The organism is Cuneatibacter sp. NSJ-177 (assembly GCF_022867805.1).
Lineage (GTDB): Bacteria > Bacillota > Clostridia > Lachnospirales > Lachnospiraceae > Pseudolachnospira.
In genome coordinates this window covers 1187937-1212728 of sequence record NZ_JALIFO010000006.1, presented here as the reverse complement: position 1 = coordinate 1212728, position 24792 = coordinate 1187937, and the positions used below count along the sequence as shown (strand labels likewise).

Sequence of the window (24792 nt, the reverse complement as noted above, 5' to 3'; positions counted from 1 at the left end):
CGAATGAATCCTCCTGTCATAATACGCCGGGATCCACCTGAAGCGGCCCATGGTCGGCGGCTCCGGTGGCCAATCGGTCGCACCGTTCATTCTCCGGATGTCCCGCGTGTCCCTTCACCCAGTTCCAGGTAATCCGGTGAGGGGCCGCCGCGGCTAAAAGCCGTTCCCAGAGATCAATATTTTTTACTTCATTGTTCCGGCCCCTTCTCCAGTTGGCTTTTTTCCAGCCATCGATCCAGTGCTTGTTAAACGCATTGACAAGATACGAAGAATCGGAGTACAAGTCGATGGAGCAGGGACGGTTCAGGGCCTCCAGGGCTGCGATTGCAGCCATCAGCTCCATCCGGTTATTGGTGGTCCGGACATATCCTCCGGAGAGCTCTCTTTCAAACATCTGACCGGCCGCATTGGTGTACTGAATGACCGCGCCATAACCGCCGGGGCCGTCAGGATTTCCCCTGGCAGCCCCGTCGGTAAATATTTTTACATACATCAATGTTTCTCCTTAAGCCAGGGCCAGGGCAATTTCCATCATCTCCCGGAACGTGGTCTGACGCTCCTCGGCGGATAAGGACTCCCCGGTGTAGAGGTGATCGGAGATTGTCAGGATACAGAGAGCTTTTTTTCCAGCGTAGGCCGCATTCATGTAGAGCGCGGCGGCTTCCATCTCAATGCAGGTGACGCCCATCCGCTTCCACGCATCATTGAAGCCATCGTCCGCCGTGTAAAAGGTGTCGGAGGAAAGGATATTTCCCACCACCACATGGGTGCCCTGGGCCTCGGCCGCATCCACAGCTTTCCTAAGAAGACCGTAGTCGGCAATCGGGGCGAATGTCCCCGGCAGATGGTACTGGGCCGCATAGTTGGAATTGGTGCAGGCGCCCATGCCGATCACCACATCCCGCAGCTTGACGGTATCTGAGAGCCCTCCGGCGGAGCCGATGCGGATGATATTGTCAACGCCGTAAAAATGATAGAGTTCGTAAGAATAAATGCCGATGGACGGCATTCCCATGCCGCTTCCCATGACGGAGACCGGCGTTCCCTGATATGTGCCGGTATAGCCGAACATGTTGCGGACCGTGTTGAACTGCACGGGATTTTCCAGGTAAGTCTCTGCAATAAACTTTGCCCGGAGCGGATCGCCCGGCATCAGCACGGTTTTTGCAATGCTGCCGGAAGAGGCAGCATTATGAGGGGTTGGTGTAGCCATTGATATCCTCCTTTGCTTATCCTAACCAGTTTACCATAAGCGGACGGCAGGTTCAACAACATTCAGCCGTCCAGCTTTTTTCTGTAATTCCCATGAATTTGTACCCGCTCGTTGACCACGAAAAAGGCCTCCGGATCGTAGCGGGACACGATCTGGTGGAGCTGATTGACTTCATATTTGGAGATTAAAATATAGAGCACTTCGGCTTTCTTTCCGGTGTAAGCACCCTCCGCCGGCATCACCGTGATGCCGCGGCCCATGGTCCGCATGATTTCGTCCTTCATTTCCTTTTTGAAGCTCTTCGTGATCACATGCACTTCCACATCGATGTTCTGCGTGTGGATCTTATCGATCGCAAGGGAACTGGCGACAGCTGCGATAATGGAGTAGAGCACGACCTTAATATCAAAGAAGAACAGGCAGCACAGATATACAATCAGATTGATCCCCAGATTAATCTGCCCAACGCTGAAATCCGTCTTCTTCCGGATCACCATCAGACCGATCATTTCAGAGCCGCCTGCCGACGTGCCGGCGCGGAGCACCAGGCCGACGCCGTAGCCGGAAAGGTATCCTCCGATGATACAGGAAGCCAAAGCGTCCTCGCCAAAGAGCGAAGCGGTTGGAATCGGCACCACGGAGAACAGCACGGTCATCAGCGTCGTACAGATCAGGCTGCTGAAAAAGAAACGCCGGCCGATGCTTCGATAGGCCAGAACATAGATCGGAATATTGAATAAATAAAGAATAATACCAGCAAAGTCAAAGCTGCCAAAGGGAATATGGAACACGTCGATCACCAAGGTACGAATCAACTGGCTGACGCCCATCAGGCCTCCGGTGTAAAATCCATAAGGCACAATGAACAGGTTAATTCCCCCGACATAGAGCAAGGTCCCGATCACCATCCAGGCCCAGTTTTTCGTGCTCATCAGCTTCATGTTTCTTTCTCTCCTTCGTCTTTTTTGGAAAGAATTCCGGTCTCAGCTAACGCCGGCAACCCATCCTTCGAACCTTGCCGCCATCCGTTTCGGCGGCCTGTCTTCATTATAGGTATGCCTTGCTCCGATGTCAACCCGGCGTAAAAAAGATTCGCGGCTAAAAATCCTCTTAAGCGGATCACCTGCGCCGGGGATTGCCGGCAGGCGGCAAAAAGAAGCTGCGGACAGTTTGAATCCTGACCGCGGCTTCTTTTTCCGGCAAATGATTCGCCTGGACTGCCACTTATCACAGCACAATGCAGATCATACCGTTGCTGTTGGTATTGACAATCTTTTGGAGCGCTTTTTGCAATTTTTGCTGGCAGTCTTCGCTCATGCCGGAGGTCTTTGACTGAATTCCGTCACCGACGATCTGCCCGATGGACTTTCCGAAGATATTGGTATCCCAAATCCCCTCTTCACTCTGATTTTCCGCATCTTTTATGTACTGGACCAGATCGCCCGCCTGTTCCTCGCTTCCGACGAGAGGAGAAATCTCCGTCTGGATCTCCGCCTGGATCATATGGATGGACGGCGCGGACGCCCGCATCCGCACGCCGAATTTATTGCCCTGCTTGACGATCTCCGGTTCCTCCAGCTTGATCTCGCTGCGCCCTGGAATCACAATTCCATAGCCTTTATAGCGTACCTCTTCCATCGCGCCCTGGAGCCGGTCGAATTCTTCCCGCTTTCCGGAAAGATCCTTTAAGGTGCGGATCAACTGCTGCTCCCCATCGATGGGAATACCGGCAAATTCGCTTAAGATCCGGTAATAACAGCCTTCCTCGGCCTTCACTTCATAGTGTACGCTGCCGTCTGCCATGGATACGTCCTTCACGGAAATGCCGAGGATATCCTCGTCGGATAATTCCGGGCAGGATCCGGCCACATCCCGCATCTCCGTCACCTGATCCAGAATCTGACGGCAGTAGCCGGTCACCTTCTGTTTAAGGGAATGGGAAATCGGCAGCAGCTCCATCCATTTCGGGATATGAAACGCCAGCATGGCCACCGGGAACTCTAAGAGGACGGCTTCCAGGATTTTTTTCACATCCTCGGCCTTCAGCTGTTCACAGCTGACCGGAAGTACCGGAACCCCGTATTTTCCTTCCATGGCGGACGCCATGGTGGCGGTCTCCTCCGAGAACGGTTTGGAGGAATTGAGCAGCACCACGAAAGGCTTCCCCAACTCCTTTAATTCCCGAACGGTTTTCTCCTCGGCATTCAGATAAGCATCCCTCGGAAGATCTCCAAAGGAACCGTCGGTGGTCACCACAATGCCGATGGTCGAATGGTCGGCGATGACCTTTCTGGTTCCGATTTCAGCCGCCTTGGTAAACGGAATCTCATACTCAAACCAAGGCGTTCTGACCATGCGCTCCTCGCCGTTTTCCTCATGCCCGGCCGCGCCTTCTGCCATGTAGCCGACGCAGTCGATCAGGCGCACTTTGGCCTGGATTTCCCCGCCGATCTTGACGGCCGCCCCATCCTTCGGGATGAATTTCGGCTCGGTCGTCATGATGGTGCGGCCAGCCGCGCTCTGCGGCATCTGATCCCTGGTCCTCTCCCGTTCCGGTTCGTCTTCCATGGAAGGCAGCACCAGCAATTCCATAAACCGCTTGATAAATGTGGACTTCCCCGTCCGCACCGGCCCGACCACTCCGATGTAGATTTCGCCGCCGGTCCGAGCCTGTATATCTTTATAAACGTGAAAACTGTCCATACAAAACCCCCTCGTATATACTGGTATAAATATATACGCGAGGGGGTCTGTCTATGCCATTTTTTCTTTTTTCCATGGAAAATTTTGTGATGCGGTTTCCCTGACCCGGATCACTCTTCGCTGTCGCCGTACACCAGCCGGTCGATATAGGCGCTGTCGTCAGCAAATGTCGGCTGAGCGATCAGAATCAGCAGTTCATCTCCGGTCTCAATCGCCGTGTCCCCTTTGGGCGTCAGGGTACGGCCCTCCCGGATCACCGAAGCGACGAGGCAGTTCTTATGCCAGGAAATTTCTTTGATCAATTTGCCTTCCACCGGGCTTCCCACCGGCACAATATAGGAAGTCAAAAGTTTCTCCGCCCCTTCCTCCACGTCGGGCGGCTCCTTTTGTTTTTCCAGGATCCGTTCCAGCAGCGTCGTATAAATCGGGGGATTCCCCAAAAGGTTCGCCACCAGATAGGACGTGATGCTGACCACCACGATGTCAATCAGGCTGGTCATGCTGCCTGTCATCTCGGCAATGAGCACAATCCCGGTGATCGGCGCCCGGACGATGGAGGCAAAGATTCCGGCCATCGCCAGAATGATGAATTTGTGCATCCGGTCACCCGGCAGTCCCAGAAGCGGAATCACAATGCTCCCGAAAATCGCGCCGATATAGGAACCCAGAATCAAAAGCGGGAAAAAGATTCCCCCCGGAGCTCCGGAACCAAAGCTGACGACGGAGAAGACAAACTTGACCAGAAGAAGTACGATCAGCATGGAAAGTCCGGGCGGCGCGTCCGACATCAAAAGCTCCACCATGGCGTGGCCGCCGCCGAGAACCTGAGGCAAAAACACGGCCAGCACGCCGGCAAGCAGAAAAGGGATCATCACTTTCACCGGCTGCGGAATCTTTTTCATACGGCCGAAGAGCTCCTGACCTTTGGCCATGATCACGTTATAAAGCACGCCGGCAAGTCCCAAAATGATGCCAAGGACCAGAAGCAGCCAGTAATTTTTCAGGTTCATGATCGGGCTTTCATAGGAAAAAACCGTGTCCTGCCCGAAAACCAGCTTGGACATATAGTCTGCCACAACAGCGGCCACGATTCCCACCGCCAGCACCCTCCGGTCAAAGGTGCGGTGAATCTCCTCCAGCACGAACATAATCCCGGCAAGGGGGGCGTTGAAGGCGGCGGCCAGCCCGGCTCCGGCTCCGCAGGAGATCAGATGGCGTTCTTTTGTCACATCCAGCTTGAGCCCTCTCGACAATCCTTTGGCCGCCATGGCGCCCAGCTGAATCGAAGGGCCCTCCCGCCCCAGGGAGAGGCCGCCCAAAATGGCCAGCGCGCCCCCGGAAATCTTTGCGATCAGCACTCTCCACCAAACCGGATCCAGATGACCGCGCACTTCTCCGGACACCTGCGGGATACCGCTGCCCGCCGACATGGGCTCCCATTTTGCGATCAGTCCGACGATCAGCCCCAGGGGGATTAAAAGAAGAAACCAAATCAGAATATGCAAAGGGGCGTCCTGAATCCAGCTGACCACGAAAAACAGGATATCCTCCGCTTTCCCCAAAAGAAACCGGTACAAAATCGCAACCAGGCCGGCCAAAAGGCCGACCAACAGACCATAGAACACATACAGCAGGCTGTCCGTTCGTTTCTGCTCCAGCTGCTTCAGCGTGCTCACATGCTTATCCTTTTTCATTTTCCCATCCCTTTTACCGGCCAAAGAAATCCGCAAACGGCTTCAAAACACTGTTCAGATGCTCGATCGCCCCATTCAACGTATCAAAATCCACCTGATTCAGTTTATCCATCGCCTCGGTGATGCTTTGTCCTCCCTGCTGCACCAACGAATCGACATCCTTCAACATCTTTGGAAGATCCGCTTCCGCCAGCTCCCTGGTCACGACCTCCAGGCTGGCCACGGTATTTTCCACCGCAGGCCCCAGCTGAAAGGCCGCAAACAGCATCGCGCCCAGCACGCAGACCAATACGGTCAGACTGACCCAGTTCACAATGCGGGAGTGGCACAGCTGCTTTTTCAGCAGCTGCACCTCCTCCTCATGACTGTTCCGAATCTCCTTCATCAATGTCAGGATTTCCGTTTCCGAATGATTTGGCTGTTTTTCCTCCATCTCCGTGATTGCTCCTTACGCCTGCGGTTTCAGCGAGATCAAATGAACCTCATCCATCCAATCGTAGGCCGTGGTATACGCGCCGGCATAAGAACCGGCCGCCACCTTCGTGATATTAAAGAATGTTGCGCTTTGACGCTGGTAATAAGGGACTTCCAGCCCTAACCGGAGCACCTCTCCGTAACACTGACGGTAGATGCCTTGCCTTGCTGCCAGATCGCCGGGCCGTTGAGATTCCGTAACCAGATTGTCAATCTCCCCGTGGGCGCCGTAATAATTCTGCCCGTTTCCGCTGTGATAGCTGGCATAGAGATCCGGATCGTTCGCCACGACTCTCTCGGCGCACCAGATTTCCTGGGCTCCGGACGCCATCTGATTATTAAAATCATCCGCATCGTCCAGGGAGGCGATCTCAAGGCTCATGCCCATCTGGCTTAAGAGCTCGTTGGTCCGGTTCAACAGGGCGGTCATCTGATTGTCTCCGGCGTAATAAGGCGGAACCAAGACCCGGTAAGAAAGTTTCGCCCCTTCCGGAGCTGCTGTGAAGGTCCCTGCCGTTTCGTCATAGGTAAATCCAGCCAGCTTCAAATATTCTTTGGCGGCCTCGACGGCTGCCGCAGACCTGGCCTCCGGATTCATATCGGCCGTGAAGACAGGCGTACTGTCCGGCTTTACAGAATAGGCTTCCTGCCATCCTTCCTGGCCCTCGGAAAGAGCCGTCCAGGAACCGTTCAGGGCCGGGTACTGCAAAATCTTCGCCGCCTCCCCCAGATAGGTTCCGCAGATTTCCGTCCGGTTTGCCGCAAACAGAACGGCAAATGCGTTCCGCAGGGCAACGCTCGCCTCTGAGTCGAGATCTTCCCCCACTTTGACCGTCGAGGCATTGATCCCGATATAAGTGTAGTAAGGAACGCCGGATAAAACGGCCTCCCAGGTCTCTCCCGCTCCCGCCTGCGTCAAGGTGGAGGAGGTCAAGCTGGAATCCGCCAAATCGATCTTTCCCTGTACTACCGAAGCCGCGCGGATATCCTCGGCTACGTTTTGCACCTGCACATACTTCGTGGCAGGCGCCCCTTTATAGTAGGACGGATTGGCTTCCAGATACGCCGTATTATTTTCAAATTTCACCAGACGGTACGGCCCGGCTCCCATCGGAGCAGCGGATTTCGCTTTAACCGCGGACAGATCCCCGCGGGCCAGTCCGAATTGATTGGCCTCATAATTATAGTTAGCCGCGTCTCCGTAGTAAGCAAGAGATAAAACCGGCACGTCAAACAGCCGGTAGATCTTCTGATTGTCAAAGCCGGATACCGCGATGGTGACGGTGGAGGCGTCCACCTTTCGGATTCCTTCGATATTCGGAACCTCGGTTCCGCCTGCTGCCTGCATTTTTCCATTCAGCAGCAGATTGTAAGTGATCTCGTGGACCTGCCCGTCAAAATACGTCGGGTCGCCCTGGTAGTTTTTCGCCAGATGGGTATAGTTCATCCCATACAGGTTGATGGTATCATTCACGATATCGTCAAAGCTCTTGCCCTCCGCGCTATAAGCGCCGTCGACCGACGCCGTGTAAAGGGTAATAAAAAATGCTTCCGCCGATTCGCCGTAGCCTCGGTCTTTGTACTTTTCCCAGTTGGCCTCGCACCAGGTCCGCTCCTCCTGGAGCACCGGGCGGGTAATCTTCTCGATGATCGCATTTTTCAGTTCTTCACTGGGCGCTTCCAGCGCTGCGGAAATCTCCTCGTCCGCGACCGATACGCCCGGTGCGGCCGAGTTATTCTTCTGGTAGGCCTCCACGCCTAAAATGCCCTGATTTTTTATCGCCAGGCCGCCGTCATAGGCAGCGTCGCAGAGCACATAATAGGTAAAAACAATATCGTCCGCCGTCATAGGCGTTCCATCGGAAAAGGTGACCCCGTCTTTCAGTTTTACCGTGTAGGTTGTGACATTGGATGCCTCGTCATAGGCCTGAGAGATATCCGCCAGGCCGGTATAAGTATAGTCCTTCCCCTGATAATTCAAAGTAGCTCCGGCAGCGGCGGCATTTATCACGGAACCGTCTCTGGCCAAAGTCAAAAGCTTCGCCTGTGTCAGGTCTACCACGGTCTGATCGCCTTCCGCGGAGGCAAATAGGGGCAAAAACATCTGGCCGAATTCCCCGGAACCAATGATCAGCGTCTGATCTTCCACCGGGACCGCCGCCGTGGTAGTCTCCGGGGCAGCCGTCGTCACCGTCTCCGTCTGCGGGGCCTCGGTAGCGGAAACCGTTCCGCCCGCCTCCCCAGTATCTTCTTTACAGCCGGCCAGAAGACCCGCGCACATGCCGATCGCCATCAGCCAGGCCGCCGTCTTTCGTAACTTCATAAAAAAACTCCTTTCGTAACCTAAGCCCAGGGCAGGCTCGGATGCTCGATCCTCTTATCCCGGAGCATCAGATCTTCCACTGCCTGTGCAGCCGGCTTCCCTTCAAATAAAATCTGGTTGACCTGATCGACAATCGGCATCGTCACCTGGTATTTTTCAGCCAGCGCCCTGGCTGCCTTTGCCGAATAAACGCCTTCCACCACCATCTTGACTTCCTTCATGGCTTCTTCCATCGTGTAGCCCTTTCCCATCAAAATGCCGGCCCGGCGGTTCCGGCTGTGCATGCTGGCGCAGGTCACAATCAGATCCCCGATTCCGGAGAGGCCGTAAAGCGTTTCTACCTTGGCTCCCATCACAGTGCCCAGACGGGCGATCTCCGCCATTCCGCGGGTGATCAAAGCCGCCTTCGTATTGTCGCCATAGCCGAGGCCGTCGGCTATGCCTGCCGCCAGGGCAATGACATTTTTCAACGCGCCTCCCAGTTCGATTCCCAGGACGTCCGGGCTGGTATAGACTCGGAATACCGGGCTCATGAATATATTCTGGATCGTTTCCGCGGTCTTCTGCGTTTTTGCGCCCGCCACGCAGGTGGTGGGAAGCCCGCGGCTCACCTCCTCGGCATGGCTCGGACCCGACAGCACTGCCACATCCGCCTGGGGAATTTCTTCCTCAATCTGATCGCTCAAGGTCGCCAGGGTTACTTCTTCAATGCCTTTTGCCACATTGATGATAATCTGGCCTTCTTTGATATAGGGTTTCAGCCGTTTTGCCGTGGCGCGGGTGTAGACGGATGCCACCGCCATCACCATCAGATCCGCGTCCGCCGTAGCTTCCGCCAGATCTCCGGTAAACCGAATTCCCTCCGGCATTTTTACTCCGGGAAGATTTTTTTGCTCTCTCGTAGTCCGAAGCGAATCAAGCTCCGCCGGAACCGCCGACCAGACCGTCACCTGATGACCGTTGTTATGTAGCAGAATCGCAATCCCAAGGCCCCAGGTGCCTGCACCAAATACGCTGATTTTTGCCATAACTTACTCCTTTTTTTTCGATCCAAATTTATTTTCTGTTCCATGGATCAGCCGCACCAGGTTTGCCCGGTGACGCCAGAAGGCCAAAGCCGCCCAGAGAAACACAACAAGATACGATTCCGTCAAATATTCCGGCAATAGCCCTAAATTCCCCGTCTGCCCCAGGATCACCCAGAGCAGAAAGAACAGGGTGACCACGGTCAATGATCCGGCTGAGACGTAACGGGTCACCAGAACCACTCCCACGAAAGCGACCAAACAGACCAGCGTGATCCGCCAGTCCAGCATCAGGATCACTCCGGCCGTGACCGCAATCCCCTTGCCGCCTTTAAAGTTCAGGTAAAAGGGATAATTGTGGCCCAACACCGCGCCAAATCCGGCGTAGAGCATCCATAATAGACTTTTCCCCTCGTGCAGGGGGCCTCCGCCCAAAACATAATGGGCGATCAACATTGCCACCACGACCTTCAAAACATCCCCCAGAAAGACAATGGCTCCGGCTTTTTTCCCCAACACCCGAAGGGCATTGGTCGTGCCGGAATTCCCACTGCCGTGCTGACGGATATCGATCCCATTCATCTTTCCATACAAATAGCCGGTCTGAAACAATCCGCAGACATAGCCGATCGCCAGACAAAGAATCCGTTCCATCCTATTTCTCTTTCCTCTCCCGTATGATAAATTTCAGAGAAGTCCCCTTGAATCCAAAGGCTTCCCGAATTTTATTTTCAATATATCTTGTATAGGAAAAGTGCATCAGCTCCTTGTCGTTGACAAAGATCACGAAGGTCGGAGGCTTGACCCCCACCTGGGTGATATAATAAAGCTTCAGCCGTTTTCCCTTGTCCGACGGAGGCTGCTGCATTGCCACAGCCTCGGCCATGATCTCGTTCAGGACGCCGGTGGCCACGCGCATGGACTGGTTTGCCAGGATCATGTCCACATACTCAAACAGCTTGCCGGTCCGCTGCCCGGTCTCCGCCGAGATAAACAAGATCTCCGCGTAAGGCAGGAAGGACAGAACCTCCCGGATGCGGTTCGTCTGTTCTTTAATGGTCTTATCGTTCTTTTCCACCAGGTCCCATTTATTGACGACGATCAAAATACCTTTGCCCCGTTCGTGAGCAATCCCGGCGATCTTGGCGTCCTGCTCGCTGATGCCTTCGGCCGCATCGATCACCATCAGGACCACATCGGCGCGCTCCACCGCCGTGACGGCCCGGATGATGCTGTAGCGCTCGATTTCTTCTTTGATTTTACTCTTGCGGCGGAGCCCCGCCGTGTCGATCAGCACATATTCTTTTTTGTGATATTTTACGGTGGTGTCAATCGCGTCCCTGGTCGTGCCGGCCACGTCCGAGACGATCACCCGGTTCTCTCCAACCATGTGGTTTACGATGGAAGACTTTCCTACGTTGGGCTTGCCCACAATGGCAATGCGGGGGCGTTCATCTTCCTCCTCCCCTAAATCCGGGTTCTGGAAATAGGATGTCACCACGTCCAGCATATCTCCGATTCCAAGCCTGGAGGCAGCGGAAATCGGAACCGGATCCCCGATCCCCAGATTATAAAATTCGTAGACGTCCGGCATGAATTTTTCAAAACTATCCACCTTGTTTACCACAAGGACCACCGGTTTCCCGGACTTGCGCAGCAGGTCCGCCACCTTGGAGTCCGCGTCCACCAGTCCCTGGCGCACATCGGTCAAAAACAAGATGACATCGGCGGTCTCAATGGCGATCTGCGCCTGTTCCCGCATCTGTTTTAAAATGACATCCTGACTGTCCGGCTCAATCCCTCCGGTATCGATCAGCGTATAATTATAATTCAGCCAGGTACAGTCGGCGTAAATCCGGTCACGGGTCACGCCCGGCGTATCCTGGACAATGGAGATTCTCTCCCCGGCCAGTACGTTAAAAAGGGTCGATTTCCCCACATTTGGTCGGCCTACCACGGCCACAATCGGTCTGCTCATCTATTTACTCCTTATAATTCGTATCCAGGGTAATCGGTGTCCCGAAAACCGCCCTGTCCCAAAAAAGCCGCCAAAACATCGGCTCCGCTCGATTTTACTATATTCACAGGTACTTGTAAAGCCCCCTGAACCTGGGAAACCGTCACATCATCCAGAAAAACTTCTTCTCCGCTGCGGAGCATCGTAACCGGCAGCAAAAGCCGCTCCCCCAGTTCTTTCCCGGAAAGCTGGCGCATGAGATCCCCTCCGGTCAAAAGACCGGCCACCGTGATGGCCTCCCCAAAGAAATCATTGCAGATCGGATAGATCCGGATTTGAAGTCCCGGAAATTTTTCCTCGGCCAGACGGGCCATTTTTTCGATGTACGGGGCTGCCAGCCTGCCTGTGGCGACGGAAACCGCCGCGGAAATTTCCCGGCCCGGTTCTTCCCGCAGCGCCTCGGAGAATTCTTCCCAGAGAAGCCGCATGGAACCGACTCCGTTTTCCAGCTGCAAGTATCCGTCGTATCGCTCCTCCTCCGGCAGCTCCCGCCCTGCCAGAATATAAAACTCATCACTGGCATGGATGAAATGTATGCCATGCCGGTCAAACAGCTGCTTTTGCCAACGCTCCACCGTGTCGATGGTGCGGGCGGCTTCCTCGGCGGTAACGGATTTCAGCGGCGCCAGTCCCTCCCGAAACCGGGTCAGCCCCACCGGAACCACGGATACGCTCTTCATATAAGGAAGATAGGCGGTCAGCTTTTCAATCGTACTCTCCAGCTCGTCCCCATCGTTGTATCCGGGACAGAGCACGATCTGCCCGTTCAGCTCCAGTTCCGCTTCATACAGCCGGTCCAGTTTTTTCAGCGCATCCCCGGCAAATCGGTTGTGAAGCATTTGGCAGCGCAGGTCAGGGTTCATCGTGTGGACGGACACATTGATCGGTTCCATCCGGTAGCGGATCAACCGGTCCAGATCGGAGTCGTTCAGATTGGTCAGGGTGATATAGTTTCCCTGCAAGAAAGACAAGCGGGCATCGTCGTCCTTAAAGTAGAGCGTCTCCCGCATCCCCTTCGGCATCTGATCGATAAAGCAGAATACACATCGGTTACGGCAGGAGCGGTATTCATCCATCAAGCCGTTCTCAAAGAGGATTCCCAGATCTTCGTCCTCCTCTTTTTCTATCTCATAAATCACTTCTTCCCCGCTCTCTTTGCGGATCAGGAGCTCTACATATTCGTCCCGGCACAAAAATTCATAGTCAAATACATCTTCTAAAGTCTGTCCGTTCACCGCTAAAACAAGATCGCCGGGGACCAGTTCCAGCTCCTCCCCGATGGAGCCGGGCTGTATCTCCCGGATCCGGTGCTCTTTCGTTTCCATGAGTACCTCCTATTATTCTGGGTCTTATTCTAGCATAGATCCACCGGATTTGCAAATAAGTTCCGTCAAGCGTCTTTATCAAAAAAACAGCAGGACGCGCAGTCTTTCACTGCGTCATCCTGCTGCCAATTTTTTTCTGTCTGTCAGACCGGCTGATTGACCAGGCCGATAAAGAGCGGCGTTCCTGCTTCGCTTGTGATGACAAACAAGAACGGACGGTCCAGCACAAAGTCTATTTCATCCGCAGGCGGCATCGCTCCTCCGGCCATCGCCATGACGGTATAGGCGGCGGCCGTACAGCCTTTTTCATCTACCATCACACGGGCGGCATGCTTGGCCTGGGACACATAGATTCCGTCCGCATCCTCCGTCATCGGCGAAAAATCCGCAGCTTCCGGATCGAACACATCCTGGACTCCCAGCGTCTTCAACCCTTCAACCAGGCTTAAATCCGAAGATACGTCGAATTTCGGCATGGACAGATGGATCATCAGATTTTTCCGGTTTGTCCATTCATCTCCGGAGGAAAGCAGTTTCATCACCTCGTCATCAGAGAGCAGATCTTCCGCCGAAACTCCGTCGTCCGGCAAAATCAGCCACATGCGTCCGCTTTCCTCCAGCCTTTTTGGCACGGCAGAAAAGTGTTCTCCCCAATAATATGCCCCGCTGCTGCTCTGACGCATGAAATCACAATTCTGATCCCCGTCCGGCCCATGGAAAACACCATTTTCCGTATTGCTTTCAGAAAATTCACTGCTCCATTTTGCCTGGAAATAGATCGTGGAGGCAAGCGCCAAAACGGTTTCAGGCTCCAATTCGATCTGGGACGCCTGCTCTTTCAGCAGCCCTCCGGTCTGCTCATTCAGCCAATTCTGTAATTCCTGGTTCAAGGAGTTGCTTCCCATTTCGCCCTGGAACGAGGAAGCATAGTAGGTCTTTGCCAAGGTGTCCATCGTGGATTGTTTGTAACTTAGATTCTGGTTCAGCCAGAGGGAGTTGGCAAGGATGCTCGTCACCGCGCCGTCCCGGCAGTAATTGGCGTTCCAGATGGCGGAAGCCTTTGTCCGGAGCGCCGCCATATCGTTCACGCCCAGCAGATTCAAAATCTCTTCCCGGCTTTCTCCGTCCGTCGTCTCGGCCAGCATGCTCAGAGCCATGTAGAGGTTGACCGGCGAATAAACGCGGTTTTGGCCGTCCGCGCCGGACAAAAACTGCTGCGTGGTCCTGGCGGTAAACGAAATCAGATTGTCCGCATATCCTTCTGGCTGATCCAACTGGGCCAGCTTCCCTTCCCTCCATTTGTCATATACGGCGGAGAACCCTTCATCGTCGAACTCGCCGGTCTTTTCATCGATAAAATCCATCTCATTCGGATAAGGCGCCATCTCCGGGTAGGCCGCCTGGGAAATCGCCGCCGCATAGATGCTGCCGCCGCCATTTCCTCCCTCCGTTTTGTTCCACAGCACGCCGGCCGCAGCCAGGCAAAGGCAGGCGGCCAATACCCCTCCCCCGATCCACCGGTTCCGCTTCTTTCGTTTTTTCTCACTGCGCGCAAGAAGTTCCTCCTCAGCTCCGCCGATGGCCTCAAATAACTGCTCTTTTTTCATATCGCATAGTCCTCCTTTTCCAGAAAACTCCTCAGCTTTTTCCTGGTCCTGGATAGGATCATCCAGACATTGCTTTCCTTTAATCCGTAAGCTTCCGCAATCTCAGCCACAGATTCCACATAAAAGTACCGCCGCAGAAACACATTGCACTCTCTTTCCGGCAGTGCGTGGAGGAATCGATTGACGCAGTCTTCCAACTCCTTGGCCGCAATCTCAGCCTCCACGCTGGAGGAAGACGGGAGGCATTCTTCCAATTCGTCCAGAGCCACTGCCGTCTCCCCGCTTCCCCGTTTTCCCGCGGACCTGGCTTTAAATTTATCAAATGATAGATTGCGTGTAATCTTTGCCAGAAATAAACGCAGTTGATTCGGCCGCTGCGGCGGCATGGAATTCCAGGCGCGCAGCCAAGTATCGTTGACACATTCCTCCGAATCCTGAACGTTGGATAGAATATGGTCCGCAACAGCAAAGCAATAAGCGCCGTATCTCCTGCTGGTTTCCAGAATTGCGTGCTCTTCTCTTTTCCAGTAAAGCTCTATAATCCGGCTGTCCTCCACACGTTTCATCTCCTTCCCCTTGAAAAAGCTTCCCTTCTATCCCATAAGACGACAGAAGGAAGGATTTCTAACACGGATTGGCCAATTTTTCTATAAAATATTTTATTGCCTGGCCTGATTGATCTGAGCCGAGTTCTCTTTGAGCTGATCATTGGTCATCTTCCATTTCCATCAACCTTACTGCCTTTGTTTCTTTCCGGAGAACCGCTTATCTGTCGTGGACAGGTTACCATATCCGGGAGGAATCCGCAATAGAGAAAGGGCCTTGCGTTTCTGCTTCTAAAATGGTATAAATGTTAGCAAAGAATAAAATCGGAGGGTTTCCCATGGCTAAAGATTATACGTTTAAAAACACAATTCCTCTTGCGCCTCTGAAAATTATTGCAATGGAAAATTGCAGCGATTTCGGCAAGAAAGTAGATGAATACATTGTTTCTTTTCGGAAAAATGATGAAGAGATCCTGAAAGCCCGTGAAAACAATGTAGAGTTCCGCGGATATGACCGCGCCTCCTATCTGACCAGCGTCGACTGTCCCCGTTTCGGCTCCGGGGAATCCAAGGGTATGATCAACGAATCGGTCCGCGGCGCCGACGTCTTCATCATGGCCGACGTGATCAACTACAGCATGACCTACCGGTTATACGGCCGGGAGCATCAGATGTCCCCTGACGATCATTATCAGGATATGAAGCGTCTTGTCTCCACCGCTCTGTCCACTGCCCGCCGTGTGAATGTAGTGATGCCATTTCTCTATGAAAGCCGTCAGCACAAGCGCACCCAGAGGGAGTCGCTGGACTGTGCGATGGCTTTGGAAGAGCTGGCAAATATGGGCGTAGCCAATATCATCACCTTTGACGCCCATGACCCCCGCGTCCAAAATGCGATCCCACTCCACGATTTCGACAGTTTTCCCGCGGTGTATCAGTTTATGAAAACCCTCCTGAACGCGGATAAAACTTTGACCATCGACAAAAATTCCCTGATGGTCATCAGCCCGGACGAAGGCGCCATGGGACGTGCGGTCTATCTGGCCAATAACCTCGGCGTGGACATGGGAATGTTTTACAAACGCCGCGACTACTCCAAAATCGTGAACGGAAAGAACCCCATTGTCGCCCATGAGTTCCTGGGGTCCGACGTGGAGGGGAAAGACGTGATCATTATCGACGATATGATTGCTTCCGGCGACAGCATGCTGGATACGGCCAGGGAATTAAAGCGCCGGAAAGCGAAGAAAGTGATTGTCTGCTGTACCTTCGGCCTGTTCACCGGCGGATTCCAGCATTTTGACGAAGCGTATGAGAGCGGCGACTTCGACTATGTGATCACCACGAATCTGAATTACCGCAAACCGGAGCTTTTGGAAAAGCCCTGGTACCGGGAAGCGGATATGGCCAAATACGTTGCGACCATCATCAACACGCTGAATCATGACGTTTCCACCTCCGGCGTGATGTCCCCGACCGAGAAGATTCAGCGCCTGATCAACCGCTACAAAGACGACGATATGTAAGAAATCCAGGATAAATCGAATTTTTCTCTTACCAAAAGGGACCGCCGCGTCAATCGCAGCAGTCCCTTTTTTAGAAAATCAGCAGGAATTTCCTAGACAAACAGATTCCTATCGCTCCGCGGTCACCCCAAGGATATTTTTTTCCAGTTCCCGGTGCGGATGCAAAATGTCCGACTGATATACGTTGATATGCCTGGTGTCGGCGCTGTGATCAGTAAAGGCGGGAAACAGGAATCCGCAGACTGGTTTTCCCGGCTCCTGATAGGCCGCCTGGGGGCTGATGGTGCCGACCAGAAACTGATAGACTTCCTCCGACTCGCCCTGATACTCCTTGTCCTTCCCCTTCCGGGGGACATCGTAGCTTCCATGGTACATAAAAATTGCGTAAGGGCCTTCCGCCTGATAATGTTCCATAACGAGGTCGTAAAACGTATCCATCATGGCGTCGTTTTTCAAGCCCACATTTCGCAGCGTCATGAGAAGCGTCCACATACTGGCATCCGGACGGTTTCCCCTCTCTATTCGATATTGCTTTAGGTTCTTATTGGTCTCCGCAAAAGGGATTGTCTTTGCAAATCTCAGATTTTTCTCCTGATCGGACGCACTGAGCTTACGGAAGTTAATGTTAAAGCTCCCGTCAAATTCTCCGTCCGCATCCACATAACAGCCCGCAACCCGCGTGAGGCAATTCCGGGAAATGGTCATGCGGCGGGTCAGTTCCAGCATATCTTCGCGGTCAATCATCTTTTTCATCCTTCCTTTTTTCGATGGACCCATTATATCATTCCGAACCCGCCGCTTCAAGTTATTGTGTGGATCTTTCCCTTTTTGGCAGTTTACCACTCTTTCGCCCGGTAAAGATGAAGGGAGAGGAAGAAGGAAATGAGAAACAGAACCGGCACTGCGATCAGAATGATCAATCCGCCGGTATTTTTCAGCCAGGACAGGACCACAGGCAGCTCCGGCAGCATTTCCTGCTTCTCCAATATCATCAGCACCAGAGCCGGCGCCATGACGACGACGATGGAAATCACACGCCCCCGCTCACATCCGAACTTATAGACAACCGGAAGTAAAACGCAGTTGTAAAGAAGAGAGATAAAAGCACCGGGGATCAGCGTACTCAGAATTTCTGAGATACTGATCTGTCCTCCTGTCACGGTAAACAGGAGACTGACGGCCAGGCCGCCTCCCAGACCAATCACACAGCAAGCCAGGGCCAGCAAAAATTTCTCCCCAACCATGGTAAGAGGAGTGACCGGCATGGTCAGGCCCAGAACATCCCACTGATCTTTTTCATCCGTGGAAAGCGCGGTGATCGGCACCATCATGGAAATCAGGATAATCATGAAGGTAAGGAATGCTCCGCTGCCGTTAAAATAGGAAATGCCCCCATAGATCAGGATTATGAGCAGAAAAAATTTGAAGGATTTGGCCATGTTGTAAAAATCTTTTAGTATTAATCCTTTCATCTTGCATCCCCCTTGCTCAGATACAGCATAATATCCTCCATAGAAGCCGCCGGGACTTCCCGGTGGAAAATCTTCGATGCCTCTTCTCTTCCCCGGATTAAGAGCGTGGTGTTAAAGGCGCTTGTGCGGCTGCCCGCCACCAGGTCCTCCGGGATCTGATCAGCTTCCTCCTTGCGGCAGGAAATCAGGCCGTAGGTTTCCTTCAGCAAATCCTTTTCCTCCATAAAGACCAGCTTTCCCTTGTGGATAAAAGCCACATAGTCCGCCACCTTTTCAATGTCGCTGATAATATGGGAGGAAAGAAATATGGTATTTTCTTCCTCTTGAAGAAATTCCAGAAAAATATCTAAAATTTCATCCCGAACGATGGGATCCAGCCCGCTGGTTGCTTCGTCTAAAAGCAGCAGCTCCGGCTGATGGGATAAAGCCGCTGCGATCGCCAGCTTCATCTGCATGCCTCTCGACAGTTCCTTCACTCGTTTTTCTTTGTCCAGCCGGAATTTCCCAGCCAGACGTTGAAAGCAGGCGGCATCCCATTTGCTGTACATGGCCGATAATATTTTTTCCACCTGACCGGTTTTCAGTTCTTTGGGCAGGTGGCAGCCGTCGAACACAACGCCGATTTTTTCTTTTGTACTCCGGGACAGCCGCTGGCTGTCCTCCCCCAGCACAGTGATACTCCCCTGATCTGGTTGCACCAGATTCAGGATCGCTTTGATGGTTGTCGTCTTTCCCGCGCCATTCTCTCCAACAAAACCGACGATGGTTCCTGCCGGAATTTCCAAATTCAAGTTTTCCAGAGAAAAACCGGCATACCGTTTGGTCACATTTTTGCAGCTGACCGCAGCCTTCATGATAACTCCTCCTCAAATAAGACCCGCAATGTCTCCCAAAGTTCTTCTTGGGTCAGTCCAATGGAATGTGCGCAAGCCACCGCTTCCTGTAAATGCTCCTCCATCTGCCGAAGCCGTTCTTCCCGCACAAAATCCAGGTTTTTTTCCGCTACAAAGCTGCCTTTTCCCGGCGCCGTCACGAGAAATCCCTCTCGCTCCAGCTCCTCATAAGCCCGCTTCGTCGTAATCACGCTGATGCGAAGTTCCTTCGCCAGCAGGCGGATGGACGGCAGCGCCGCCCCTGTCTCCAGCTCGCCGTTTAAGATCATGGCCTTGATCTGTTCGGCGATTTGCTCATAAATCGGCTTTCCACTGGAATTGCTGATCACAATATTCATGTTTTCCTCCGGAGTTTCAAGTGTCTATACTGTATATACCTTATATTCACACTATACACTGACAGTTCGAAACTGTCAACCATTTTTTGAGAGAATCCTAGAGATAATTTTTCGAACAAAGAATTTCGCAGAGCGAAATTCTGCCCCGCAATTTGTCGCGTTAGCGACATCTTCCTTTGCATTTGCGTACCCTAAGGGGCAGACCCTGTGCATCCATAGCGGAACGTTTTTTGTTTGATAGGAAATTCCTTTGGAATTCCCTATCAAACAAAAAACAGGACATGCAAACTTGCATGCCCTGCCCATCCTTTTTCTTGAACTTACCCTTCGATCATCGCTTCCCGGATCAAACGGACGCTTTCCTTTTTGAGTCCTGAATCATATAACAGTTCTTCCACCCCAATGCGGTGGAATCCTTCTAAGAGATGTTCCATCTTCTCCGGCCCGGAGGAAAGGAACGGAAGCGCTTCGGGAGGGAACTTTTTTTTCTTACTTTGAAGAAGGTAAGTTGCCGTCACTTGATAGTCCGCAACGATATCCGGATCCGCCACGCCGCAGAATGAGAGTACCAGCGCCGATAAAATTCCGGTCCGGTCCTTTCCGGCGGTACAGTGAAATAAGACAGCGCCTTCCCTTAGCCCGTCCGCCAGGACGTTCAGCGCTTTGGCCACCTGGTCCGGATTTCCCTTCACCATATCCAGATAGCCTTCCGTCATGCTTTTTAAAAAGGCCTCATCCGCCGCCAGAGCCTTCAAATTTTTCAGGTCAATATCCTGGCTTTGCAGCGGAACAGCCGCAAAATGAAATCCATGCGCCTCCGCCTGATCCGGCTGGAAACTCCGCTCGCTATCGGAGCGCAGATCCAGAATGGTCCGGACACCCGCCTCCTCAAGGAGATTCCAATCCTGCCCGGTCAGCAGATGAAGGCTGTCCGAGCGGTACAGACGGTGAAAGCGGGTGATCCCCCCTTCACAGGGATACCCTCCGAGATCCCGGCAGTTTCCGGCTCCTTTCAGAGGGAGCCTACGGTAATTTTTCATAACGTCTCCTTATTTTCCTTTCCTCACGCCGATGATGATCAAAACGCTGACCCCCATTAGGATCGGATAGAACGTGTACGGAATGATTTCAACTGGCGACAGGCCTGCTTTTTCCGCAGCCAGCAGCATCTGCGCGCCATAGGGAATCAATCCCTGGGTCACCGAGGCGAAAATATCCAACAGCGACGCTGTGCGCCGCGGGGTAATCTCGTATTCCGCGCTGATCTCTTTGGCAATGGGGCCTGCCATGACAATCGCAACCGTGTTGTTTGCGGTAACCAGGTCGACCAAAACAGCCAGAAATGCGATTCCGTACTCTCCGCCGGTCTTTCCGTGCGTGCGGGCCCGAATCACCCGGATGATATAGGCGATGCCGCCGTTTTTCTTGATCAAGGATACAATGCAGGCCACGATGATCGAGATCACTGTGATATCGTACATCTCCACAATCCCCGATTTCATCACCGTAAACATCTCGCTCATGGCAATGGTACCGGTGATCATTCCGGCCGCCAGAGATAAGACCGTCCCGCTAATCAATACGACAAATACATTGATTCCGATCAGAGCGCCGATTAAAACCACCAGATAGGGAAGCACCTGAAGCAGATTATAGCTGTGCGCCTCCTGAAGTTCATAACTTCCGCCGCTGCCCAGGGCCACATAGAGCACCAGGGAAATCACGGCGGCCGGAAGGACCAGGAAAAAGTTTTCACGGAATTTATCCTTCATCTCACAGCCCTGGGTCCGCACCGCGGCGATCGTGGTATCGGATATCATGGACAGGTTGTCGCCAAACATAGCTCCGCTCATCACGGCGCCGATGCAGATCGCCATCGGAAAACCGGTATTATTGCTGATCCCCACCGCAATCGGCGCCAGGGCGGCAATCGTCCCCATACTGGTTCCCATGGAAACAGAGATAAAGCAGCCGATCACCATCAGGCCCATGACCGCCACGCCGGTCGGAAGCACGGAAAGCCCCAGATAAACCGTGCTGTCCGCTCCTCCCGCCGCGGTAACCGTACCGGAAAAAGCGCCGGCCGCCAGGAAAATCAGGCACATGGTGATGATGTTGTCATCTCCCACCCCTTCTGCTACGATATGGAGTTTCTGCGCAAAATTCAAATCCCGATTCTGCAAGAAAGCCACCAAGAGGGCAATCAAAAATGCTACGATTGCAGGCATGGCGTAAAAATCCCCCGACAGCAGACTTACCCCTAAAAACAGTACCAGAAATACGCCGATCGGCAGCAGAGCCGATGCCCGGCCTTCTTTTTCTTTGTCCTTCCCCATAGTTCTCTCCCTCTCCTTTATGCGGCTGACGCCGTTTTCCCTCAGTTCTCCGTTGTCTTTTCGTTCCGTTTTACTATGTACTCATCATAACAGTACCGCATAATATCTTTTCTGGTCACGATCCCAATGAATGCGCCCCGGTCATCCACCACCGGCACAAAGTTCTGTCCCATTGCCAGAAATACCATATCTTCAATTTTAGCGTTGATATTGACCGGCTCGTAGTCCCGGCGGCGTTTCACATCCAGGATCGGGACCTCCTCTGCGTTTTTCACGCTGAGATCGTACTGATTCTTGACTGCCCAGAGTAAATCTCCCTCAGTCACCGTGCCCACGTAACGGCCATTCCGGTCCAGCATTGGAATACAAGTATAGCGGTGATGTTCCATCTTTTCCAGAGCCTGGCGGAGTGTCATCTCATCCGTCAGGTAAGCTACGTCACTTTTCGGAGTCAGAAAAAACAAAATATTCACTGGCCCAAGTGCCTCCTTATCCTTTTTACGCTTCCAAGAGAAACGCTTCCATGTCCTTTACCGTGTCTTTCACGAAGTCCGCGCCGGCTGCCTCCAGCTCCCCCTCCTCGGCATATCCAATCCGGACGCCGAGGGAAGCGATGCCGCAGGCTTTCGCTCCGACGATATCATGCTTTCTGTCTCCGATCATCAACGCTTGCTTCTTTTGCTCTTCCGACAAGCCCAAACGGAGGAAAACTTCCTGAATCACCTCTTCTTTCGTACAGCGGCTCTCATCCATTCCACTGCCGACCACCTCGTCAAAATAGCCAAGCAGCCCAAACTTTTCCAGTATTTTTCTGGCAAAGGGCTCCGGCTTTGAGGTGGCGAGCGCCAAGACTTTTCCGGACGATTTCAACTTTTCCAGCATCTCCGGAATCCCCGGCAGCACCCGGTTTTCAAAAATTCCGGTGCCTTGAAACCGTTCCCGGTAGCGGGCTAAAGCGATCTTCGCCTGTTCCCTGGTAAATTCGTAATACTCCATAAAAGAATCAATCAGCGGCGGGCCGATAAAACAGGTCAGCCGGTCCAAATCCGGCTCGTCGACCCCCATGGCTTTAAGAGCATACTGCACGCTTTTCGTGATTCCTTCCTTGGGATCAGTCAGCGTCCCGTCCAAATCAAACAGTAAATATCTGAAATTCATTCCCATCCTCCAGGGTTTTCCAGGTAAAGACACCATTCTCCAGGGTCATATAGCTGTGGGGGCTATTCTCTTTTGGAATGGAGAGAGATCCCGGATTCATAATCATAATCTCCTCCACCGCCCGGCAGACAGGCACATGGGTGTGGCCGTGCAGCAGAATGTCGCCGGGTTTTAACATCGGCAGATTCTTTTCATGGAACACGTGGCCGTGGGTGGCATAAACCATCCGCTCTCCCAGATCCAGAATGCAGGTTTCCGCCAGAATCGGGAATTCCAGCACCATCTGATCCACTTCACAGTCACAGTTTCCGCGCACGCAGAGAATCTCGTTCTTGATCTCATTTAACTGAGAAATCACGTCCTTCGGCGCATATTCTTTGGGCAAGTCGTTTCTGGGGCCATGATACAGGATATCCCCCAAAAGAAGCAGCCTGTCCGCCTGCTCCCGCCGGTAGGCTTCCACCATTTTCCGGCAATAAAAGGCTGACCCGTGCAGGTCAGAAGCTATCATATATTTCATTTGCAGATCCTTTCTGTCTCTTTTATCCATTCAAATCATACCATGCGGTACAAATGAATTCAACCAATACTTTCCCTCCATTGTCAACCAAATAGATTAATTAGTTGACAATCAAAAAAGAAACCGTTATAATCAATTCCAGCATCCAACAGGAGGTAGTTATGAAAACACAAAAGAAACTGTATTCCCTGGTACTTGCCGCCCTGATCGCCGCGGTCACCTGCGTTCTGGCGCCGTTTGCGATCCCTCTCCCTATGACGCCGGTTCCGATATCTCTGACCAACCTTGTGATCTTCTTTTCCTTGTACCTGATTGGCTGGAAATGGAGTCTGGTCAGCTTTGGCGTCTATTATCTGCTGGGGCTGGCGGGGCTTCCGGTATTTTCCGGATTCACCGGAGGCTTCGGAAAGGCGGCCGGTCCGACCGGCGGGTATCTGATCGGTTTTTTCTTTTTAATTTTCATCGCCGGTATCTTTGTGGAAAGATACCCCAGCCGTCCATTTCTCTGCGTGGCCGGCATGGTCTGCGGCATGATCGTTGCCTATGCCTTTGGGACGGCCTGGCTGGCTTATCAATTGAACCTGACCTTCTGGGCCGGTTTGATGACCGGCGTATTCCCTTATCTGATTGGGGACGCCCTAAAAATAGCCGCCGCCGTCCTGCTGGGGCCGACGCTCCGAAAAGCAGTCAGCCGCATGCAGGCGGGGCAGACCGTTTAGTCTTCTTGTTTTTTCTCCCCTTCGCCCGGTTCTTTGGAGGCAGATGCAAGTACCCGCTCTGTGCCTTTCTTTCCGGCGATCACAAAAATCAAGATCCCAAGAGCCAGCGTAAAGAGCGAGATGAACTGGGAAGTAGAAAAGATTCCCAGCGCGCCGCGCGGGTCGTTCCGCAGGCCTTCGATCAGAAAACGGCCGATGCTGTAGAGAATCAGGTACATCCCGCCGACCTGGCCGTCTTTTTTTACTTTCTTGGCAAACCAAAGCAGGATAAAGAAATGAAGGAAGTTTGCACCGCTGGAAATCAGCTGAGTCGGAATCAGCGGGACGCCGACCGGCGCCTGGCAAGCCTCCGCCCCCGGAAAGATAATATGAAACCATCCGGTGGTCTCTTTTCCATAGCAGCAGCCCGCCATAAAACAGCCAAGACGTCCGAAGCCCTGGGCCAGTGCGATGGAGGGCATAAACAGATCAAAATATTTCACAAAACGCAGCTTCTTGATCCGGCAGTAGATCAGCCCTCCGGCGATTCCGCCGATGATGCCTCCGTAAACCACAAAGCCTTCCCCTACGTTTTTCCAGAGCGCAGGATTGGCGATAAAGGCCGGGAGTTCCACAATAATATAGAGAAGCTTTGCTCCTAAAATTCCACAGAGAGCGCAGCAGACCCCCAGGTTAAACCCCTTGTCCTTGTCCAGTCCGTACTTTGGCGCCCGCCGCTGCATCACCCAGAACGCAGCCAGCACGCCGATTGCGATCATCAGTCCGTAGCTGTAAAAATTCAAGTTTCCAATGGAAAACAGTATCGGTCTCATCTTAATCCCATCACTTTCCTTCGATATTATTTGGAGCCCTTAAACACTGAGTCGGAACGCTTCCAAAAAGAACCATCCCGCAGAGAAAATTT

Annotated in this window: 25 protein-coding genes; 2 read left to right on the top strand and 23 right to left on the bottom strand. The window is 53.0% G+C overall.

Going from position 1 to position 24792, the window contains the following annotated elements; translation table 11 throughout:
* Nucleotides 1-16: 16 nt before the first annotated feature.
* The 13 genes from rnhA to MUB23_RS13420 form a co-directional block, all read right to left on the bottom strand.
* Nucleotides 17-493, bottom strand: coding sequence for a ribonuclease HI (rnhA, locus tag MUB23_RS13480; RefSeq protein ID WP_244801115.1), 477 nt, complete (start codon nt 491-493; stop codon nt 17-19).
* Between the two features lie 12 nt (nt 494-505).
* Nucleotides 506-1213 (bottom strand): purine-nucleoside phosphorylase, encoded by a 708-nt coding sequence (gene deoD, locus MUB23_RS13475; RefSeq protein WP_244801114.1) that lies wholly within the window; start codon nt 1211-1213, stop codon nt 506-508.
* Between the two features lie 62 nt (nt 1214-1275).
* Entirely contained in the window at nt 1276-2154 is an 879-nt protein-coding gene (locus MUB23_RS13470; protein ID WP_244801113.1) for a YitT family protein, read from the bottom strand.
* Nucleotides 2155-2440: 286 nt separating this feature from the next.
* Nucleotides 2441-3916 (bottom strand): stage IV sporulation protein A, encoded by a 1476-nt coding sequence (spoIVA, locus tag MUB23_RS13465; protein ID WP_244801112.1) that lies wholly within the window; start codon nt 3914-3916, stop codon nt 2441-2443.
* A 110-nt stretch (nt 3917-4026) separates the two neighbouring features.
* Nucleotides 4027-5610, bottom strand: coding sequence for a ClC family H(+)/Cl(-) exchange transporter (locus tag MUB23_RS13460; RefSeq protein ID WP_244801111.1), 1584 nt, complete (start codon nt 5608-5610; stop codon nt 4027-4029).
* A 13-nt stretch (nt 5611-5623) separates the two neighbouring features.
* Nucleotides 5624-6043, bottom strand: coding sequence for a hypothetical protein (locus MUB23_RS13455; protein ID WP_244801110.1), 420 nt, complete (start codon nt 6041-6043; stop codon nt 5624-5626).
* Between the two features lie 15 nt (nt 6044-6058).
* Entirely contained in the window at nt 6059-8407 is a 2349-nt protein-coding gene (locus tag MUB23_RS13450) for an ABC transporter substrate-binding protein (protein ID WP_244801109.1), read from the bottom strand.
* 20 nt (nt 8408-8427) lie between these two features.
* A complete protein-coding gene (locus MUB23_RS13445) occupies nt 8428-9435 on the bottom strand; it encodes an NAD(P)H-dependent glycerol-3-phosphate dehydrogenase (protein WP_244801108.1) in 1008 nt (335 codons plus the stop codon).
* Nucleotides 9436-9438: 3 nt separating this feature from the next.
* On the bottom strand, nt 9439-10086 hold the full coding sequence (plsY, locus tag MUB23_RS13440; protein WP_244801107.1) for a glycerol-3-phosphate 1-O-acyltransferase PlsY: 648 nt from the start codon (nt 10084-10086) through the stop codon (nt 9439-9441).
* Between the two features lies 1 nt (nt 10087).
* Nucleotides 10088-11410 carry a ribosome biogenesis GTPase Der gene (gene der / locus MUB23_RS13435; RefSeq protein ID WP_244801106.1) on the bottom strand — a complete coding sequence of 441 codons (1323 nt, stop codon included), beginning with the start codon at nt 11408-11410 and terminating at the stop codon, nt 10088-10090.
* A gap of 11 nt (nt 11411-11421) precedes the next feature.
* On the bottom strand, nt 11422-12774 hold the full coding sequence (locus MUB23_RS13430; protein WP_244801105.1) for a DUF512 domain-containing protein: 1353 nt from the start codon (nt 12772-12774) through the stop codon (nt 11422-11424).
* A gap of 143 nt (nt 12775-12917) precedes the next feature.
* Nucleotides 12918-14381: a serpin family protein gene (locus MUB23_RS13425; protein WP_244801104.1), complete on the bottom strand. Its 1464-nt coding sequence runs from the start codon at nt 14379-14381 to the stop codon at nt 12918-12920.
* On the bottom strand, nt 14378-14947 hold the full coding sequence (locus MUB23_RS13420; protein ID WP_244801103.1) for an RNA polymerase sigma factor: 570 nt from the start codon (nt 14945-14947) through the stop codon (nt 14378-14380). Before MUB23_RS13420 ends, MUB23_RS13425 begins: the two co-directional genes overlap by 4 nt.
* A 317-nt stretch (nt 14948-15264) precedes the next feature.
* Here MUB23_RS13420 and MUB23_RS13415 point away from each other — a divergent pair, with 317 nt between their 5' ends.
* A complete protein-coding gene (locus MUB23_RS13415) occupies nt 15265-16452 on the top strand; it encodes a ribose-phosphate pyrophosphokinase (protein ID WP_244801102.1) in 1188 nt (395 codons plus the stop codon).
* 108 nt (nt 16453-16560) lie between these two features.
* On the opposite strand, the gene MUB23_RS13410 is transcribed toward MUB23_RS13415, so the two are convergent.
* The 9 genes from MUB23_RS13410 to yfcE form a co-directional block, all read right to left on the bottom strand.
* Nucleotides 16561-17196, bottom strand: coding sequence for a DUF4317 family protein (locus tag MUB23_RS13410; protein WP_244801101.1), 636 nt, complete (start codon nt 17194-17196; stop codon nt 16561-16563).
* A 92-nt stretch (nt 17197-17288) separates the two neighbouring features.
* Complete coding sequence (locus tag MUB23_RS13405) at nt 17289-17924, bottom strand: ABC-2 transporter permease (RefSeq protein ID WP_244801100.1); 636 nt, start codon at nt 17922-17924, stop codon at nt 17289-17291.
* The gene (locus MUB23_RS13400) at nt 17921-18778 is read right to left on the bottom strand and encodes an ABC transporter ATP-binding protein (RefSeq protein WP_244801099.1); all 858 of its coding nucleotides are present in this window, start codon (nt 18776-18778) and stop codon (nt 17921-17923) included. Before MUB23_RS13400 ends, MUB23_RS13405 begins: the two co-directional genes overlap by 4 nt.
* A complete protein-coding gene (locus MUB23_RS13395; RefSeq protein WP_244801098.1) occupies nt 18775-19155 on the bottom strand; it encodes a GntR family transcriptional regulator in 381 nt (126 codons plus the stop codon). Before MUB23_RS13395 ends, MUB23_RS13400 begins: the two co-directional genes overlap by 4 nt.
* A 320-nt stretch (nt 19156-19475) precedes the next feature.
* Nucleotides 19476-20195, bottom strand: a complete 720-nt coding sequence (locus tag MUB23_RS13390; protein WP_244801097.1) for a tyrosine-protein phosphatase — start codon at nt 20193-20195, stop codon at nt 19476-19478.
* Between the two features lie 9 nt (nt 20196-20204).
* A complete protein-coding gene (locus MUB23_RS13385; protein WP_244801096.1) occupies nt 20205-21491 on the bottom strand; it encodes a Na+/H+ antiporter NhaC family protein in 1287 nt (428 codons plus the stop codon).
* Between the two features lie 41 nt (nt 21492-21532).
* Nucleotides 21533-21964: a CBS domain-containing protein gene (locus MUB23_RS13380; RefSeq protein ID WP_244801095.1), complete on the bottom strand. Its 432-nt coding sequence runs from the start codon at nt 21962-21964 to the stop codon at nt 21533-21535.
* A 25-nt stretch (nt 21965-21989) separates the two neighbouring features.
* Nucleotides 21990-22649 carry an HAD family hydrolase gene (locus MUB23_RS13375; protein WP_244801094.1) on the bottom strand — a complete coding sequence of 220 codons (660 nt, stop codon included), beginning with the start codon at nt 22647-22649 and terminating at the stop codon, nt 21990-21992.
* Entirely contained in the window at nt 22624-23169 is a 546-nt protein-coding gene (gene yfcE / locus MUB23_RS13370) for a phosphodiesterase (protein ID WP_244801093.1), read from the bottom strand. Before yfcE ends, MUB23_RS13375 begins: the two co-directional genes overlap by 26 nt.
* Before the next feature lie 161 nt (nt 23170-23330).
* Between yfcE and MUB23_RS13365 the strand changes: the two genes are divergently transcribed.
* Nucleotides 23331-23888: a biotin transporter BioY gene (locus tag MUB23_RS13365; RefSeq protein ID WP_244801092.1), complete on the top strand. Its 558-nt coding sequence runs from the start codon at nt 23331-23333 to the stop codon at nt 23886-23888.
* On the opposite strand, the gene MUB23_RS13360 is transcribed toward MUB23_RS13365, so the two are convergent.
* Nucleotides 23885-24700: a prolipoprotein diacylglyceryl transferase gene (locus MUB23_RS13360; RefSeq protein ID WP_244801091.1), complete on the bottom strand. Its 816-nt coding sequence runs from the start codon at nt 24698-24700 to the stop codon at nt 23885-23887. The two genes, MUB23_RS13365 and MUB23_RS13360, sit on opposite strands and share 4 nt — an antisense overlap.
* Between the last annotated feature and the right edge of the window lie 92 nt (nt 24701-24792).